General features: G+C 49.6%; 9 protein-coding genes. 4 read left to right on the forward strand and 5 right to left on the reverse strand.

Annotated elements, in window-relative coordinates; all coding sequences use genetic code 11:
- Nucleotides 1-31: 31 nt before the first annotated feature.
- Nucleotides 32-2,518 (forward strand): tetratricopeptide repeat protein, encoded by a 2,487-nt coding sequence (locus Pla110_RS12975; protein ID WP_144996177.1) that lies wholly within the window; start codon nucleotides 32-34, stop codon nucleotides 2,516-2,518.
- A gap of 419 nt (nucleotides 2,519-2,937) precedes the next feature.
- On the opposite strand, the gene Pla110_RS12980 is transcribed toward Pla110_RS12975, so the two are convergent.
- Nucleotides 2,938-3,699 carry a hypothetical protein gene (locus Pla110_RS12980; RefSeq protein ID WP_144996178.1) on the reverse strand — a complete coding sequence of 254 codons (762 nt, stop codon included), beginning with the start codon at nucleotides 3,697-3,699 and terminating at the stop codon, nucleotides 2,938-2,940.
- 279 nt (nucleotides 3,700-3,978) lie between these two features.
- Nucleotides 3,979-4,296 (reverse strand): hypothetical protein, encoded by a 318-nt coding sequence (locus Pla110_RS12985; protein WP_144996179.1) that lies wholly within the window; start codon nucleotides 4,294-4,296, stop codon nucleotides 3,979-3,981.
- A 230-nt stretch (nucleotides 4,297-4,526) separates the two neighbouring features.
- On the opposite strand from Pla110_RS12985, the gene Pla110_RS12990 reads away from it, so the two are divergent.
- Nucleotides 4,527-4,706, forward strand: coding sequence for a hypothetical protein (locus Pla110_RS12990; RefSeq protein WP_144996180.1), 180 nt, complete (start codon nucleotides 4,527-4,529; stop codon nucleotides 4,704-4,706).
- 418 nt (nucleotides 4,707-5,124) lie between these two features.
- On the opposite strand, the gene Pla110_RS12995 is transcribed toward Pla110_RS12990, so the two are convergent.
- Entirely contained in the window at nucleotides 5,125-5,616 is a 492-nt protein-coding gene (locus Pla110_RS12995) for a hypothetical protein (protein WP_144996181.1), read from the reverse strand.
- A gap of 665 nt (nucleotides 5,617-6,281) precedes the next feature.
- On the opposite strand from Pla110_RS12995, the gene Pla110_RS13000 reads away from it, so the two are divergent.
- Nucleotides 6,282-8,654 carry a DNA gyrase/topoisomerase IV subunit A gene (locus Pla110_RS13000; protein WP_144996182.1) on the forward strand — a complete coding sequence of 791 codons (2,373 nt, stop codon included), beginning with the start codon at nucleotides 6,282-6,284 and terminating at the stop codon, nucleotides 8,652-8,654.
- 70 nt (nucleotides 8,655-8,724) lie between these two features.
- A complete protein-coding gene (locus Pla110_RS13005; protein ID WP_144996183.1) occupies nucleotides 8,725-10,644 on the forward strand; it encodes a DNA gyrase/topoisomerase IV subunit B in 1,920 nt (639 codons plus the stop codon).
- 58 nt (nucleotides 10,645-10,702) lie between these two features.
- Here Pla110_RS13005 and Pla110_RS13010 read toward each other — a convergent pair whose 3' ends face one another.
- Together Pla110_RS13010 and Pla110_RS13015 are read right to left on the reverse strand one after the other, a co-directional pair.
- Nucleotides 10,703-15,331 (reverse strand): FtsK/SpoIIIE domain-containing protein, encoded by a 4,629-nt coding sequence (locus Pla110_RS13010; RefSeq protein WP_144996184.1) that lies wholly within the window; start codon nucleotides 15,329-15,331, stop codon nucleotides 10,703-10,705.
- A 579-nt stretch (nucleotides 15,332-15,910) separates the two neighbouring features.
- On the reverse strand, nucleotides 15,911-16,378 hold the full coding sequence (locus Pla110_RS13015) for a YHS domain-containing protein (protein ID WP_231742419.1): 468 nt from the start codon (nucleotides 16,376-16,378) through the stop codon (nucleotides 15,911-15,913).
- Nucleotides 16,379-16,435: the final 57 nt, after the last annotated feature.

Below are 16,435 nucleotides of genomic sequence, written 5' to 3' on the forward strand. Positions count from 1 at the left end.
CGGCTCTCTTTTACTCGTCGATCATAGACATATGCGACTTTCCGCTGGCTTATTTAGTTTGATATTGAGCGTCCCGCTCTTTCTGTCGGCACCCATTTCTGCATGGGCACTGGATCAGAACCTTGCACGGTTTACCGCCGACCTTCGACGACAGCAACTGTTCCCTCTAGCTGAGACCTATTGCCAGCAGCGATTGCAGGATGAAAACCTTGCTGACGATCTCCGAATTCAACTGACCGTCGAACTAGCACGGACCTTTACACAACACGCATCGACAGTTTCGCTAGAAGATAAATCCTCGCTCTATGAGCGGGCAGACCAGATTCTCACCGACTACTCCTCAAAAGAGTTAAACGAACTTCAGAAGCTGTACTTACATGTAAACCAGCTCTTGATGCGACTTACTGAAGGAGAAGCGAGTTACTGGCAGGCAGAACTCTCCAATACTGAAGAGAGCCGCATCTCGGCCAGTGAAACACTGGCCAAAGCGATTGAGCCCGCGATCGCATTAATTTCGTCGACCAAAGACTGGTCGAGCGCTCGGATTTTCACAGCCAACGCAACAAAACCCACCGTGCTGAACTATGAAGAACTCCTGTTGCTGCAGAGAGATTTCCGACTGGATGTCGCCCGATCCATTTTGCGAAAAGCGACATTACAGCGGGAATTGCGTCCAGACATTCTGGAACCGACCGACTTAAAGACCAACTTACCGGAACTTGCTGAAGACTGGCGAACCTCCACTGAATTAGTGAATGTCTTTCAAAAACAGTCTGAGTTTCTCGATTTATATTTCCAGTCACATTTGATCGAAGCCGACTGGGAACTGCTTCTAGGTCGGTACGAGGCATTCGAGAGTCGCATCATCATGCTGCGACAGCGTTCTGTCCCTCCCCTTATTGAAACAGAAATTGTCACGCGCGAAGCGAGAGCGCTATTACAACAAAACAAAATCGTAGAAGCGGCAAAGCGATTGCACCAATATCAACAGTCGGGGGCAGCGAGTACTCCGGAACTTGAATACATGACGATCCGCTCATTCCTGGAACTGGCCCGCATCGCGGAACAGAAGAAAGATCCCGATCTTCGTTCAAAGTTGATCGAAAACATTGAAGCTCGCCTTCTCGTAATCCCCTCGGGGTACTGGGCACAAAGAGCACAACAGCTTTTTAACCAGACCGAACAAGAGATTAACTACGGTGCTGACCTGCAGAACTTAGTCAACCAAGGCTCCGAGCTATCTCGATCCGAAAAGCCGGATGAAGCAATTCAAGTATACAAAAAAGCGGTCGAACTCGCTCGGGAAAGAGATCAGGGCCCCCTTCAGGCTGAGTTGTTATATCGACTGGGAATTGTTCAGTACAACGTGAAATCGTATGAGGATGCTGAAGCAACGTTTCGAGAAATCCTTACGGAATTACCAGAGTCTGATTTCCACGCTCAAGCACACTTGATGCTCGCTTATTGCATCGGGCAGCGTGGTGACTTGTCCGCCTCAATCAAGCTGCTGAGAGAACATCGAGAGAAATTTGCTGAATCTCCGACTCTCAACGACGCGACCTTGCTATTGGCTCAACTTGAGACAGGGGCTGAAGAGTATGCGTCTGCCATGGAACATTATCGATTGCTACTGGAAACCACCCTCGCCAATGACAAACTGTTGGATTCCTTACTGCAAGTCTATCAGCAAATGTCTCGAAGCGAGCAAATTACACCTGAGATCGCAACAAAGTTGTTGCATCAATTTAGAGAAGACTTTCCAGGGTCATTACAAACGGTCACTGAACTCAATCTGAGTCACCAGGCAAAAATACGTCTCATTCTAGCGGAACTGACTCTCAAGATCCCACCTGAAGAAAACAGCCAGGTTCAGGATTTGCTCCAGCCACTCCTCGAAAAAGAGAATTACGATTCTCCAGCTTTCACGCCGAGTCGATCACAGATCGGTTCGCTGTACTCCCAGTACCTCATGAGTGGATCATTCAAACGCCAGCAATTCGATGAGATTTCGGACTTACCGATCAGTTTAAAGCTCGACTTGTTCCGGCACTTGATTGCGACTCCACGGGATGAAGCGACGTATCACTCCCTGAAAGATATTCTCGAACGTCAGCTGCAACAGCAGAAGGCGGAATTGCCACCAGAGGATCGGCGAGATTTTCTTACCAATGTTTTGATGCAAAAATATCGAGACTGGGATACCGTCACCAGTCTGGAAGAACTAACGGAGTTGGAACTCAAGCTGGAGTTACCTTCGTCTCAAACGCGTGAGATCGCGTTAATGTTATCTGAGACGAATGATCCACCGCGTCAGGAATCGGCACGTCAGCACTGGAAGCGGCTGGAAAGTCAATTTGAAGCAGGGGGAGAACCTTGGTTCGAAGCGAGATACTATCAGGTTAATCTATTAAACAAGTTGAACCGATCGAGTAAAGCCGAAAAGCTGAAACGGCTTACGCTACTGCTTCATCAATTCCCCAAAGACTCGATATGGAAAGAGCGTTTCCAATCGTTATAGAGGCGAGCTTAACCCGCGATTCTTCGACCTTACATAATAAAAGAAGATGGCATCAAATTACATGATGCCATCTTCCAGGAGCAAGGCAGGATTCGGAGATGAGGTAAAAATCGAGTTACTATTCGAGCTATCCACTTTGAATTAGCATTTCCCAATCACACGCGATTGAGAAATTCCGAGGACAGGTTTGAATGCATCTCCTCAGTAACTCAGTTTGTTTCGGATAACCCTCGTTTAGGGATCGTTCTGCAAGATGCATTTGCATCCGGGTCAATCGATACCTTGAAATCGAGAGTTATTCCCGTTTAGCGGTTTCCAGGCCCGCTGTAGACATACTTTGTTCTTATTGGCACCACTTCATCCTTGTTCGCGCCAATGTGCTTCATTCAAGAACTCATGATCGTGATCAGCGAATTAACTTAGTAAGAAACCGATCGTAGCAGGTCAGGAGTTGTCTGCCGTACTTGAGGTTCGGGAGGCACTTCCGTAGGGTTGCTTTTGATCGACGGACTATTCGCTGGCGCTTCCGAAGGAGTCACAGTACCCTCGTAAGTTGCATCAGTGTAGATAACTTCTCCCTGGTAACAGGGAGCACCTGAACCGTATTGCGATCCGTAGCCATAGCCGGAACCGTAGCCAACAGGTCGTCGGTACCCGTATTCCCGCTGATGCCACTGACTTGGAACAGGTACCGGAGGTAGCATCCAAGGCTTAGCATGCCAGGTCGGGACTCGCTGGTATGTGAAACCGAGTTGGGTTGTGTCGGTCGGCTGGTAAACCATCGGGAATCGTTGCATCGGTCCCGGGTGATTAATACCGTGCACAGAATCGGGCCAGCGTTTCAGATAAGAGACGGGCGTATGCTGAATATAGTTGCGAATAGGGCGTCCCCAACCTGCATCGGCTGGATATTTATTGCACCATCCATCTTTTTCACAGCCACCTTCACAGGCACCGCTATAACAGTTGGGGCAGCCCCCTTCGACGTATCCCCCTTCGACATAACCACCGTATTCCACGGAAGCTCCTTCGAAGGAGAGTAACTGTGGTTCGCCGGTATAGTTCGAGTCGGCAATTCGTGCTACACCTTCATCCGCCGAAGCAGTGGTGTATACACCGAGTATAGCGACAGACAGTGCTGTCAGTAGAACTCGGTTCTTATGTTTGAAAAATTTCTTCATGGTTCTAATCCTGTCTTCTTCCATGAGAATGAAAGTGATGTCTCTGTAAGGAATGACTGTCGAGCGTTAAGGTTTATGAGATCCATGTGCCCGACAGGCGGTCGAGAATCACTAAACATGATTTCGACGGTTCTTTGTATCTATACACCCGATTGACGGGAGTTTTATCGTGTTCTGCTTTGTGCCAACTGGCTTACCAACAAACATGACCGGTTAAACGTCGGTGCAGCAACACTGTGTACCAGGTAAGCTGGCACCGACGCTTCTATGGAACTCAAATTACGGACTGTTAGGAGGAGCCACGCGGGAAATACGTGTCAGGCGGCTGGAGGGAACTCCCCAGCTGTAGTTGTAAGCCTGTTTCACATTCGGTGCGAGAGGCACAGATACGGGAACTCCGTACGCTTGAGCAGCGTAAACGCTACCATCACGTTGGTCGAATTGCTGTGGGTTGGCAGAATAAATCATGTCGTAACAACCAACTGGTGGTGTTCCTTGTCCGCCGCTACCTTCTGGACAGAAGTAGCTGTGTTTGTTTCCATTCACGAAGAGCTGACGGAACCCACGATCAATGCTATTACAAAAGTGGGAAGCCAATCTTCGGCTCTGAGCCTGGTTCCGCCCCATGAATCGGCAGCTGGCACGGTGGTAGGCATCACAGAATCCACCTTTGCATGAGTTACATGAGTCGCAATTACCGTCACAACTTCCATTACATCCATTATTATAGCCACCAGCATCGCAACCTCCGTTGCAGCCACCTGTGGATGAATCACATCCACAGTTCGTCCCGATTGCGCAGGAATCGCAACTGGTACAGGAATCACATGGCATTTCTGGAAGGCAAGTGGTGTAAGCTACACCGCAGTCTTCAGGGCAACCGCATATGGGCTCTGGACATCCACAGACGGGCTCAGGGCAACCGCAATCGACAACCGGACAAGCTTCTGGACAAGCACAGTTTGCTTCAGGACAGCCACAATCGGCAACCGGAGGGAACTCTGTAGAACAACAGGCAGATGAGTCGCCACAACTGTCGCAAGCAGGCGCCTGCATAAGGTGACTGGTGAATCCGGTCTGCTGGATCGCTTGAGTCCCTTGATCGCTGATTCGAGCGACACCTGATTCATTACCCGCGTTTACCTGGACTTGAAGTAACATAGTCGTCAGAAGCATTAAAGCTCCTGTGAAAATCTGTTTTGTATTCATTGAATTAAGACCTCATTTTTATGGAGGAAATGTCTGCTTAAGAATTATGTCAAATACAGGTTTTATCCGAACTTCCTGTCGCCTACATGCGATTTCAGGATCGGTTGGACTCACTCGGTGGCATACATGCGGTCGCTCAATGAGATAATCAACCAGGTTTTGCTGACTCCACCGACACCCGTTACGATTGTACAAGGCTCGCCAGATCGGCGCGATTTACCATTTGGGATGGAACAGAGCGAACGGACTGATTTCGCTGTGATACTTCACATCCACCATCGTTCCCTGTAGTTTCCAATGCTCTTGGGAATGAATTCCAAACGGAGTCCAAATCCAACCACCATGAACTCGGTAGCTGTAAGGACCGTACATCGCACGATAACGGTGCGGGTACAACATTTCGTGTGGATCCATCGCCTGGTTGGTGATCACAGTCGAACCGACGCGAGCCGGTACAAACGGTGATGGGCTCGGATACAAGGGTGCGTTCAAGTAGGGATACCCATCTGAGGCCGTATGGACTCCCCCCATTTGGGACGGAGGACCATCGATGTGATGAGGTATTGGTTGAGACACCGTTTGCATACGAGAAATGGGAACGGGTTGCGTTGGTCGGTAAACGACCTGATCCGCAGCCTGTGCGGTGAGTGACCAGACGCTGAGGATCATCCCTGTCAGCATGGCCAGTTTTAATTCTAAACGAGGCATTTCATACTCCTTCCTGCCAATATTGTCCCGGAGAGATTCAACTCGGGTCCGATCTTCGCCAGTTTGCTCCGAACTGGTTTCGACCTGTAACAGGACCTTTTGGATTCCGGGATGTTCAATTATTCGGCTGGTAGCGATTCAATCGGTGAATCATTATGCATGCTCGATAGCGATTACACCCCTGATTCCACTGGGGGGGGCAGTGCAACAGTCACAACCCTGAAAGGTATAAAAGTTTGCCACAAGGCAGTACAACCCGGACCCTTCAGCTCAACCACAAATCCGCTATAATCCGAATACTTTGACATTTCGAAGAGATTGAAGAGAATGGGTTTCGCGTCCGATTTGTAGGGAGAAGGGGGTAGCTTGCCGAACCTTTGTTTTCATTCGTCTCAGGCAAAACCCTTTAAAACACGGATTTCACAGCTTCAACAGGGCAGTCGGGACCAAAGAGAATGGCGGAATAAGCATAAACACCACGCCTGAAGCCTCCCTGTTTGGCACGGACAAATTCAATTGTATTTGGGGCAGATGATCGTGGGTAAAGCTGTCAGCATGGCAATGTCAGGTTCGACTCCCTTTCTTAATGATCTCCAGATCGAAAACCAAAACTCAGTTATAGTAACAAGCAGAATTCGTCACCGGATTCTCAAAGGAAAACACCGTTGGCTAAGAAACGACGTTCTACTTCTTCCGTTCCTCAAGAGCAAAACACGGATAACATCAAGTATGTTTCCCTCAGTCAGGAGACACGGCGACGCTATCTGAACTACGCTCTCTCCGTGATCACCTCTCGTGCTCTGCCTGATGTGCGAGATGGCCTGAAACCGGTGCAGAGACGAATTCTGTATGTCATGTTCGCCGACCTGCGATTAACCTTTGATGCCAAGACCCGCAAGTCCGCTAAGATTACAGGGGATACCACTGGGGGGTATCACCCACACGGAGACATGGCCGTTTATGACGCCATGGTTCGTCTGGCACAGGACTTCACGTTGCGGTATCCGTTAATCAATGGTCAGGGTAATTTCGGTTCGATCATGGGGCTGCCCGCAGCTGCTGCACGTTACACTGAAGCCAAGTTAACGTTGATCGCGGAAGAGTTGCTTAATGAAATCCGGAGTCGCACAGTCGACATGCGGACGAACTACGACGGAACACGTAACGAACCCGTCGTGCTCCCAGCCCGGTTCCCGAACATTCTTGTGAATGGAACTTCCGGTATTGCGGTGGGAATGGCAACGAACATCCCTCCCCACAACTTAACAGAGGTCGCCAATGCCTGCCAGTTTCTGATTACGAATCCAGAAGCAACCGTGGCACAGGTCATGAAATATATTAAGGGTCCGGACTTCCCTCTGGGTGGCCGAATCGTAACGGACCGCACCACGATTCGAAAAGCTTACGAAGAAGGTCGGGGATCCGTCAAAGTTCGTGGCGAATGGCGGTTCGACAAAGAGAAGAAGGTAGAAAACCCAAACAAGATTGTCATCTACACGATCCCTTACGGAATTGAGTCCGGGAATTTTGTGAATGACCTCGGGGATATCGTCGCCAATCGCAAGCTTCCACAGTTAGTAGACGTCTCGGATGAAACGAATGACGAGAACGGACTTCGCATCGTCCTCGATATCAAACCCGGGTCCGACATCGACGCCGTTATGGCGTACCTTTATAAACATACAAATTTTGAGCAGAACTTCTCGCTCAACCTGACTTGCCTTGTTCCCGACGAACAGGGAGGTACGATCCCAGCCCGCTTGAGTCTGGTACAGATCCTGAAGGAATTTCTTGATTTCCGTTTCAAAACCATTACCAGGCGTTTTGAGTATCAGCTGGAACAACTGGAGAAACGCATTCACATCCTGAACGGGATGGTATTGATCTTTAAAGGCTTGGACCGAGCCTTGAAGATCATTCGCAACAGTAGTGGAAAACAAGACGCCGCCGTTAAATTGATGGCAGAGTTTCCGCTGGATGAAATCCAGACCTATGCGATTCTGGAATTACAATTGTACCGCATTTCGCAGCTCGAGATTGATAACATCAATGAAGAGCTGAGACAGAAAGAGGCCGAAGCAGAAACGATTCGTAAGATTCTGGCTTCGCCGAAAAAACTCTGGAAAGTGGTCAGCACCGAGTTACAGGATCTGACAGATAAGTTTGGCGACAAACGCCGCACATCGATTGGCAACGTTGAAGAAATAGTCGAGTACGATCCGCAAGCATATATCGTCAAGGAAAACACCAATGTGGTGGTGACGCGCGAAGGCTGGGTCAAACGTGTTGGTCGCCTGCAGAAGGTTGAAAGCACTCGAGTACGTGAAGGAGACACGGTATTGAACGTGATTCCGACAAGTACGCTGGACCAGATCATCTTTTTCGCCAGTGACGGAGCAGCTTACACGATCACTGCCGATCAGATCCCCGCTTCCTCAGGATATGGTGAGCCCCTGGCGAAACATGTTCGACTGGGAGATGGAGTCAACATCGTCGCTGCCATTTCAACGGATTCCCGTTTCACGGATGAAGACTTCGAATATCATGGGTATCCCGTTCCGGGACCATACCTCTTTGTCGCCACGGAACGCGGACAGGTCTTGCACATTCCATTGACTAACTTCCGCCAGCCCTCCACCAAAGCGGGCCGCCGTTATTGCCGGTTGGGTAAAGGAGATCGCGTGGTGTTCGTTCGATTGATCGGAGAGGCCGAAACAGTCTTCCTCGCATCTGAAATGGCTAGAGTTGTTCACTTTTCACTGGAAGATGTACCGGTCCTTTCCAGCGCCGGCAAAGGGGTCCGTGGTATTAGACTCGATTCGAAGGATAAACTGCTGGGAGCTGCACTAATGGCTCGTCCGAGTGATACACTAAAAGTTATGAACTCCAACGACAAGCTTGTGAGCATGGGACAGACGAAGTACACCGTCACCTCTCGCGGAGGTAAAGGGGTCCGGACCAGCATGCGAAGTACCTTCAAAGAACTAATACCACCTGAAATTGAGCTGATCGACTGGGCAACGATGGAAGAAACTTAAACAGCCATCCTGCTCCGACTTCGGACTCTTTACATTTCTGTTTTCTTATTCTGATAGTAAAAAACATATTATGGCAACAGCGACCGATAACTCATATCAAGCAGACGACATTGAAGTTCTCGAAGGACTGGAAGCGGTTCGTCGTCGACCCTCCATGTATATTGGAGGAGTCGACTCTCGCGGCTTGCACCACCTGCTCTGGGAAATCGTCGATAACTCGGTCGACGAGTTTCTCGCGGGTGAAGCGAACCTGATTACGGTCACACTACATAAAGATGCCTGTTCGATGACGGTCGGCGACAATGGTCGTGGTATTCCGGTCGACACACATTCCAAAACAAAGAAGTCGGCTCTCGAGCTGATTCTGACGACGTTGCATGCGGGGGGAAAGTTTTCAAATAAGAACTATGCTCGCAGCGGTGGGCTGCACGGGGTGGGTTCCTCCGTCGTTAATGCACTGTCATCGGAATTGGTGGCGACCGTGCATCGTGACGGCCATGAATGGATGCAGCGTTTTAAATTTGGCAAAAAGACGACCCCCGTAAAGAAAGTCCGTAAATTTCGTGGGCACGGGACAAGCATTTTCTTTCGTCCAGATGAAAGCATCTTCAAGCGAATTCATTTCAATAGTGATATGATTCGCCAGCACCTGGAAGATATTTCATACATCCATGGTGGACTGACCATCAAGCTTTTTGATGAGCCCAAAAAAGAGACTTATGAACTGAGCCATCCCGATGGTATTCGTTCTTATCTGGAAAAACTCACGACAGAGACATCTAAGAAACCAATTCACGACCAGCGATTCTTTGCTGAGAAAGAAGATGGCGATGTTAAAACCGAGTGCACTTTCTGCTGGACGGAAGCGACGGACGAACATATCCGTAGTTACGTGAACGGTATTCGCACCCATGGTGGCGGAACACACGAATCCGGTTTTCGCGCAGGTGTTGCCAAAGCGGTTAAGAATTACATGGATGTCCATGACATCAAACACAAAGGGATTACGATTAGTAACGACGACATCCGTGAAGGAATTGTCGGTGTCGTTTCTCTGTTTCATGGCGACCCGATGTTCCAGGGCCAGACTAAGGAGAAACTGAACAATCCGGAAGTCAGCTCGATCGTCGAAGGCCTGGTACGCTCCGGTGTCGAAAACTGGATGAATAATAACTCGTCGATCGCAGATTCTGTAATTGGTCGAATTGTTCTTGCCGCGCGGGCAAGAATGGCAAGTCGGCAGGCGATTTCTGAAGTACGCCGTAAGACGGCCTCCACTAGAAAGAGCACTTTGCCTGGAAAATTGCTCGACTGCCAGGCATCCTCCACAGAGGACTCCGAACTATTCATCGTAGAAGGAGACTCGGCGGGCGGAACCGCGGTGATGGGACGGAACAGTCGAACCCAAGCCGTCCTGCCTCTGCGAGGCAAGATTCTCAACACAGAATCATTGACGCTCAATAAGATCATGAATAACCAGGAAGTCAAAGACCTGGTTCAGACACTTGGCACGGGCATCGGGCCGAATTTCGATGTGCATCAACTACGATACGGTCGCATTATTTTGCTGATGGATGCCGACAGCGATGGTTATCACATCAGCACGCTGCTGCTGACTTTCTTCTTCCGTCATATGCTGGAAATCATTCGGCAAGGTCGACTGTTTATTGCACAGCCGCCTCTTTACCGAATCGCCGTAGGAAAGGAAGTACTGTACGCTCAGGACGACGCCCATAAGGAAGAGATTATCTCCAACATTCCCGCCAACCGAAAAACCGAAGTAACCCGCTTCAAAGGTCTTGGCGAGATGGATGCGAAGCAATTGAAAGAGACCACACTCGACCCTACCAAACGAATTCTGCTGCGAGTCGAAATCGAGAATGAACTCGAAGCCGATAGTACGTTCGCTCAACTCCTGGGGAAAGATGCTTCAGAGCGTTACCGGATCATTATGGACGAGTCCAGCTTCGCCGATGATATCGACGTTTAAACTCGACCGACTTTTTCTTTACCGACTTTTCTTTTAATTGCATTCAACCGGATGAATTTCAGGTAATTGACCAGAGATCGAGATCGTCACTGAGATCGAAGTCGCCATCGTCGTCTGTGGTTTCGGATTTTGACTTTGATGGACTCGAATCGGATTCGTCATCGACTTGTTCAACAACAGGTTCCTTTTCGGCGACAGTTTCGACCTCCGGTTCGTCCTGATTCTGTTCAGTTTCAGCATCTTCCCTGGCTTGTAACTTCTTTTGTTCTTCTGCGGCAGCTTCAGCAGCCTCTTCTTCTTTGCGACGTTCTTCTGCGGCAAGAATTGAGGGCGGGTCCGCTTCTTCTTCAATCGGCAATTCCGCAATTGGTTCACGTGAGGGGTCGAGATAAGAACCAACCCAGTTGATCCAGGCGACCGTAGGAAATCCGTAAGGTCGGAACTTATCCAACCGACCCTGATCTTCCTGATAGAAGAACGCACGATGTGTCCCCAGACGGGAAGCAACGGGACTGTCGATAAAGTTACTTGAGTCTGTCGCGTTCATATCGAAGGCGACACGGGTCTCCATTTCACGCAGCAACTGTGAGCTCATCCAGCGGGTGACGTTGCTGTAACTGTCACACCAGATCAACAAGTGGACGCCAACAGCGGGTCCCTCTTTGATGATCTTCTGTAGATGATCGGCCCCTGTGACCACGCTGGAACCACGGGAACTGTTGAATCCAAAATCATCATCCGTTTTTCGCAGTTCGCGGAACCGCCCTAAGTGATAGATGACAATAAAAATCGGAGGCTGTTTGTCTGTCGCATCGGTTTTGTATCGCCAGGCAACATGCTGTGCCGCTTCTTCGAGGAACTCGTCCGACTTTCGGATGCCTCCCAGTTTGACTTGATGCGGAATTGCGGGAAGTATTTCTTCCCAGTGAGTCATTTCGGGCTCTTCATCCAGGTCTCCATCAAGGACATAGAATGTCGCTGCGGGACTGGTCGGATCCTCTGGCGATTTCGGTTCAGGGCTGCTCGACATTCCGAATGGATTGGACGAACTATCTCCAAAGGGTGAACTGGAGCTGACAGGTTTGCGAAACATGTCCGGGACACCAGAGTCATCGCTGGAGGAATCGCTCGAAAGCTCCGCTTCCAGATCTGATAGTGATGGAAGCCCTGGGTCGTCGCTACCCAGTTCGTTGGCTGATTCGTCGGAGGATTCCGCACTGGATGGTCCCCCCGGGAAGGCGGGGAAGCTACCAAAAGAATCTTTTTCGTCGCTGGAAGCGTCGTCCTCTGTAATAGAAGACGTGGTCGCGAATGATTCCGGCGGCCAAGTCGTCGGCAATTGAGCCGACAGGCTAATCAAACCAGTCGCTAGAATTCCCCGCGCGGAATCGGCTTTCGCCCCCACCATCAACAGATGGTTGCCGCTTTGCCGACGGAACTCGCAGAATGCGGGCTCGGTGATGGCGACTGCTTCTCCCAACCACATTTTGTAAAGTCGGGGAAACTTGGTTTCGCGGTGTTTCGGTCGTGACTGGACAATTTCTGTCAGCACTTCGTTGCGTGCGGCATCCGAAGCAATATTACCCTCGAAGACGATGGGGGGCTCGAAATGAAGACCTTCCTGTCGCACTCGGTTTGCAATGATACCCAGGTATTTATCACGCGTAGAGTCTCCCAACCAGGCAATCTGGAATGGATGGTTACCTTCAAGCAGACCGTTCGCATCGTTGTAGATCGCTTCCCCCGGTCGCGTTAACAGTCGGGCGGCAGTATTTTCTTCGCTCAAGATCAGGTGAGCATCGCTCTCGCTACATTGCAGCGCGATACGCACCGCAACCTGTCCCAGCGTACTGCGAGCCAGCGAGTAGGCACCGCCCAATGTTTGAGAACCGAGTAATACATGAATACCAAACGCACGACCTTGACGAACCAGTCGGTCGAGAAGCAAAGTCGCGTTCTGAGCCAGATTATCGTCTTCAACAAAGAACTCCTGGAATTCGTCGACGATTAACATAACACGCGGCATTTTCACATCGGGACGGGCTTTTCGGAAACCGGCGAGATCCTGCACGTTATGATCGCGGAAGAGATCTCCGCGTTCTTTCAGCATTTCATCAAGACGTTCCAAGACGCTCACACCAAATTCGCGGTCGGACTCGATGGCAATGACTTTTGCATGAGGCAACCGATGCGCTGCATAGGTTTTAAACTCGACCCCTTTCTTGAAGTCGATCAGAAACAACTGAACCTGATCGGGGGAGTAATACAAGGCAAGGTTCGTGATCAGAATGTGCAGAAAGGTTGATTTACCAGAACCTGTTTTACCAGCAATCAAGACGTGTTGTGACGTCCCTTTACCCAGGTTCATATGCTGCAACTTAGTCGCCCCAGCACGTCCCAATGGAACGGAAAGGCCAGACTGACTGTTGTTCTTCCATATCTCCCCTTTAGGGGGAACGACACGTTCAAACGAGACTTCGACACGACGGGCATCTTTGGAGAGTTCTCCAATGCGACGCACAATCTGCCCGAACAACTGTGGTTCCGGTGGAGGAATAAAATCGAGATCAAGGTTTTTCAGTTGTGGATAAGAGAGGTAGTACTTCCCCCCTTCCCATTCGAAGGTTGTCGAACATTTCTCTAGTTCTTCGATATCAAAACCATGTGGTAACTTCTGTTTGGTATCGACACTGATCAGCGTATAGACGCCACATCGGGGACCACTGCTCGCAATGGAGATCAGGCGTTTTGATGCGGTGTCGTTGAAGTTGTAGGGGAAGTTCGCAACGACCAGAATACGGTAAGGTTCAGCAACCTCACCCGCATGATGGTTGTAGTCTTCGATTGTTTCATATTCATTTCGGAGATACGCCTGGAAGACGTTCTCCATGTGCTCAGTCAACTCGGAGAGTCGAGCGTCGATCTGGCCGGACTCCGTCCAGATCCGGTTATTGATCATTAACTCATCGTAGTCAGCGAGGTGCATAAAGGAGGAATAGTCTTCCCCCAAACCCATGGGGTCGATGATGGTAAATCGGACTTTACCCGCAGGTAAGGTGGCCAGTAACCGAAGCATGGCCGACTGCATCATCTCCGAACATTTCTCGCGACTCTCCGTATTGGTCTTGATCATCATCGATGTGTAATTAGGGAACGGCAGAACCAGAGGAACTTTATAATCAGTCTGTTCCGGAACCATGTTTCCGTCCATCGGGATGGCGTCGTCGATGTCGGACATTTCGAAATTCATGTCGCCCAGACGAATAGCGTGCGGAATCTTGCGGGGAAGTTCCCACGACGGATCGATCATTTCCGACCAGGCTGGTGTTTCGCGGTTACTGACGTCCTGCATATGGTGAATGCGATCATCGAGCGACGTGAGTGATTCTTTCCAGTTAGTCATCATTCCATCGCGAGTCTGATGCTCCGCTTCCTGCTGAGACTGCACATAATCTTGCTGCTGCTTTTCAACGTCTCCATATTGCTCTTTGAAATGTCCCGTCATTTCATGAAGCTGGTGTTGATACACCTCTCCCGCTTTATTGATCTCGGCCTGTCGAGTCTCTTCAAGATTTGCAATTTTAGGTTTATAAGTCTGCTCGAACTTATTCAATATCTCCGAATGAGATTGTTCAATCTCTTTTATGCGGGCAGCATGCTGGCGTTCGACCTTCTGTAGTGCCGCCTGTCGTTGTTTTTCAATTTCCTTATAGACTCTTACGTATTCCTTCTTTTCGCGTTCCAGATCTGCTTTACCGTTTCTAACCCACAATCGCTGAGCGTACTGGCTGTTTACGAATGATTTCTGCAAGTGATAAAAACGGCTCTTTGCTTTTCCCATCACAGCAAAGTAGAAGAATGCCGAAACCAGCAACGACGCACCACTGCCGATACCAATACTGTAGATCAGCCAGTTGTCGTCACCGTTTGTCATGTTGAGGCCAAACCACGCAGGATTGACCACAAACAGAATAAGCCCGGAGATTGCAGCGGCGATCAGGACAAAGACGATAATGATCTTCCATCCAGCGACCAGCTTCGGCATTAGACTTTTCTGTAACTGACTGAGGGCCTCTTCGACTGCTTCGAAATTCTCACGGAACAGATCGCGGGCTTCCTGTAACGTGTTTGCCTTTAATTCCGATGAGGGGGCGACATCTTCGGTAGGGCGAATTCCCCAGTTACCGACGATAGCGGTCGCCTTTTCTTTGAGCTGACTTAAAATCTCTTTGTCAGATTTAAACTGCTCCTGCCCCTTCTCCAGCGAGGATTTGAACTGATCAAATTTCAGCTTGGGGCTATCATCGGACTGGTCGTCGAACATCGACTTAACCATCCACTCCGATTCCTGCATTTTTTCCTGTGCTTCAGATCGCTCGGCCGCGACATTTCGGTCCGTTTCCGCTTTACGGGCATCATACTCCTGCTGGACAGCGGCAATCTGTGCGTCAAAATCGGCGCTGATCTGCTGGCACTGGCTCTCGAAATGTTGCTTCAGCTCTTCCGTGCGGTATTGGTGTTCACCTTGAGCCTGCTGGAGAGACTGCCGGTACTGTTCGGCTTTCTCCATCGTGACATCGCCGAACTGCTTATCGAGATGATTTTCGGATTTGAGCCGGCTGGCGACGGCATTTTTGAAATCGGAGATGAGATCGGATTGAGCGGAGTGTGATAGCGGTTTCGCCATTATGTTAGCCAATCTGAAAAGGCGCGTTCCCAACGGCCTGGCAGCAGCGGTGCGGGCCAAGCTGAAAGGATGCTTCCTTGATACCGAAAAGTTGAGTTTGTGGTGTTAAGTATCAATGAGAATTCGTTTTGCCTCACTTTAGGAGGATGACAAATTCTGAGTTCCGTCTGAGACTCGATACGCGATAGAAGTCAGGCCGTGAAAATGAAGTGTCAGGAACTGGCCTGAATCAGGGGTAGAAACGTTGGCCTCAAACTGGCCCAACAAGGCTGCCGACTTACCCTGATCGTGCTGAAGATGATACTTTTATTATCGAGCCTATCCCGGCTTAAGGCAAGCGGTTGCAGGGATATTGTGAACGCAGACCTAGATTCTTCAGATATTCCTATTTAAGCTTACCACAAAAAAAACCGGGAGGCTCCCAGAGAGGGAACATCCCGGTGTAAGTTTTCGTTGTTTGTCACGATTCTGAGGGAGATTTCCCACTCAGTCAATTCGTCAGACCATGCAAGACGTTACAGTCCCTGTGACTGAATCGGTCTGACTAACCGATTGCTTGTGACATACTGCGATTTAAGATTACTCTTCTTTTTCCACTTTCTTGAAACCTTTAGCGAAGGCGGCATCGCTAAACACGAGTGCCAGTTGGGCATCTTCGTCGGTTTCGCCAGCAACTTTGCCTTTGCAGTTGTTGCAACAGAAGGTGACTTCAACATCGTTCAAAGTGATTCCCGTTTCTGGGTTCAGTTTGCCACCGGAGATTGGGCAACCAGTCTGTTCGAACTGACCGGAAGCAACCAACTGATGATTCGCTTTCACGGCGAATTTTTCTGGGTTCTCTTTGAATGCTTTGACGCAATTACCGCAGCAGAAGTAAACTTCCGCACCTTTATAAGCAACCGATTTGTCCATGTTGACCGGTTTTCCGGCGACAGGACAGATCAGTTTGGGAGCTTCTTCTTCAGCAGCGGTCGTCACAGTAGGAACGGCTTCCAGAGCGAAAGCGGTCAATGTGAAACAGGCCATCAGGGTCATTAATTTTTTCATAGTAATACCTTTTTTTTCATTTAAATTTTTGTTCATTTAAAAATGAAAACGAAACTG

This window comes from Polystyrenella longa (assembly GCF_007750395.1).
GTDB lineage: Bacteria > Planctomycetota > Planctomycetia > Planctomycetales > Planctomycetaceae > Polystyrenella > Polystyrenella longa.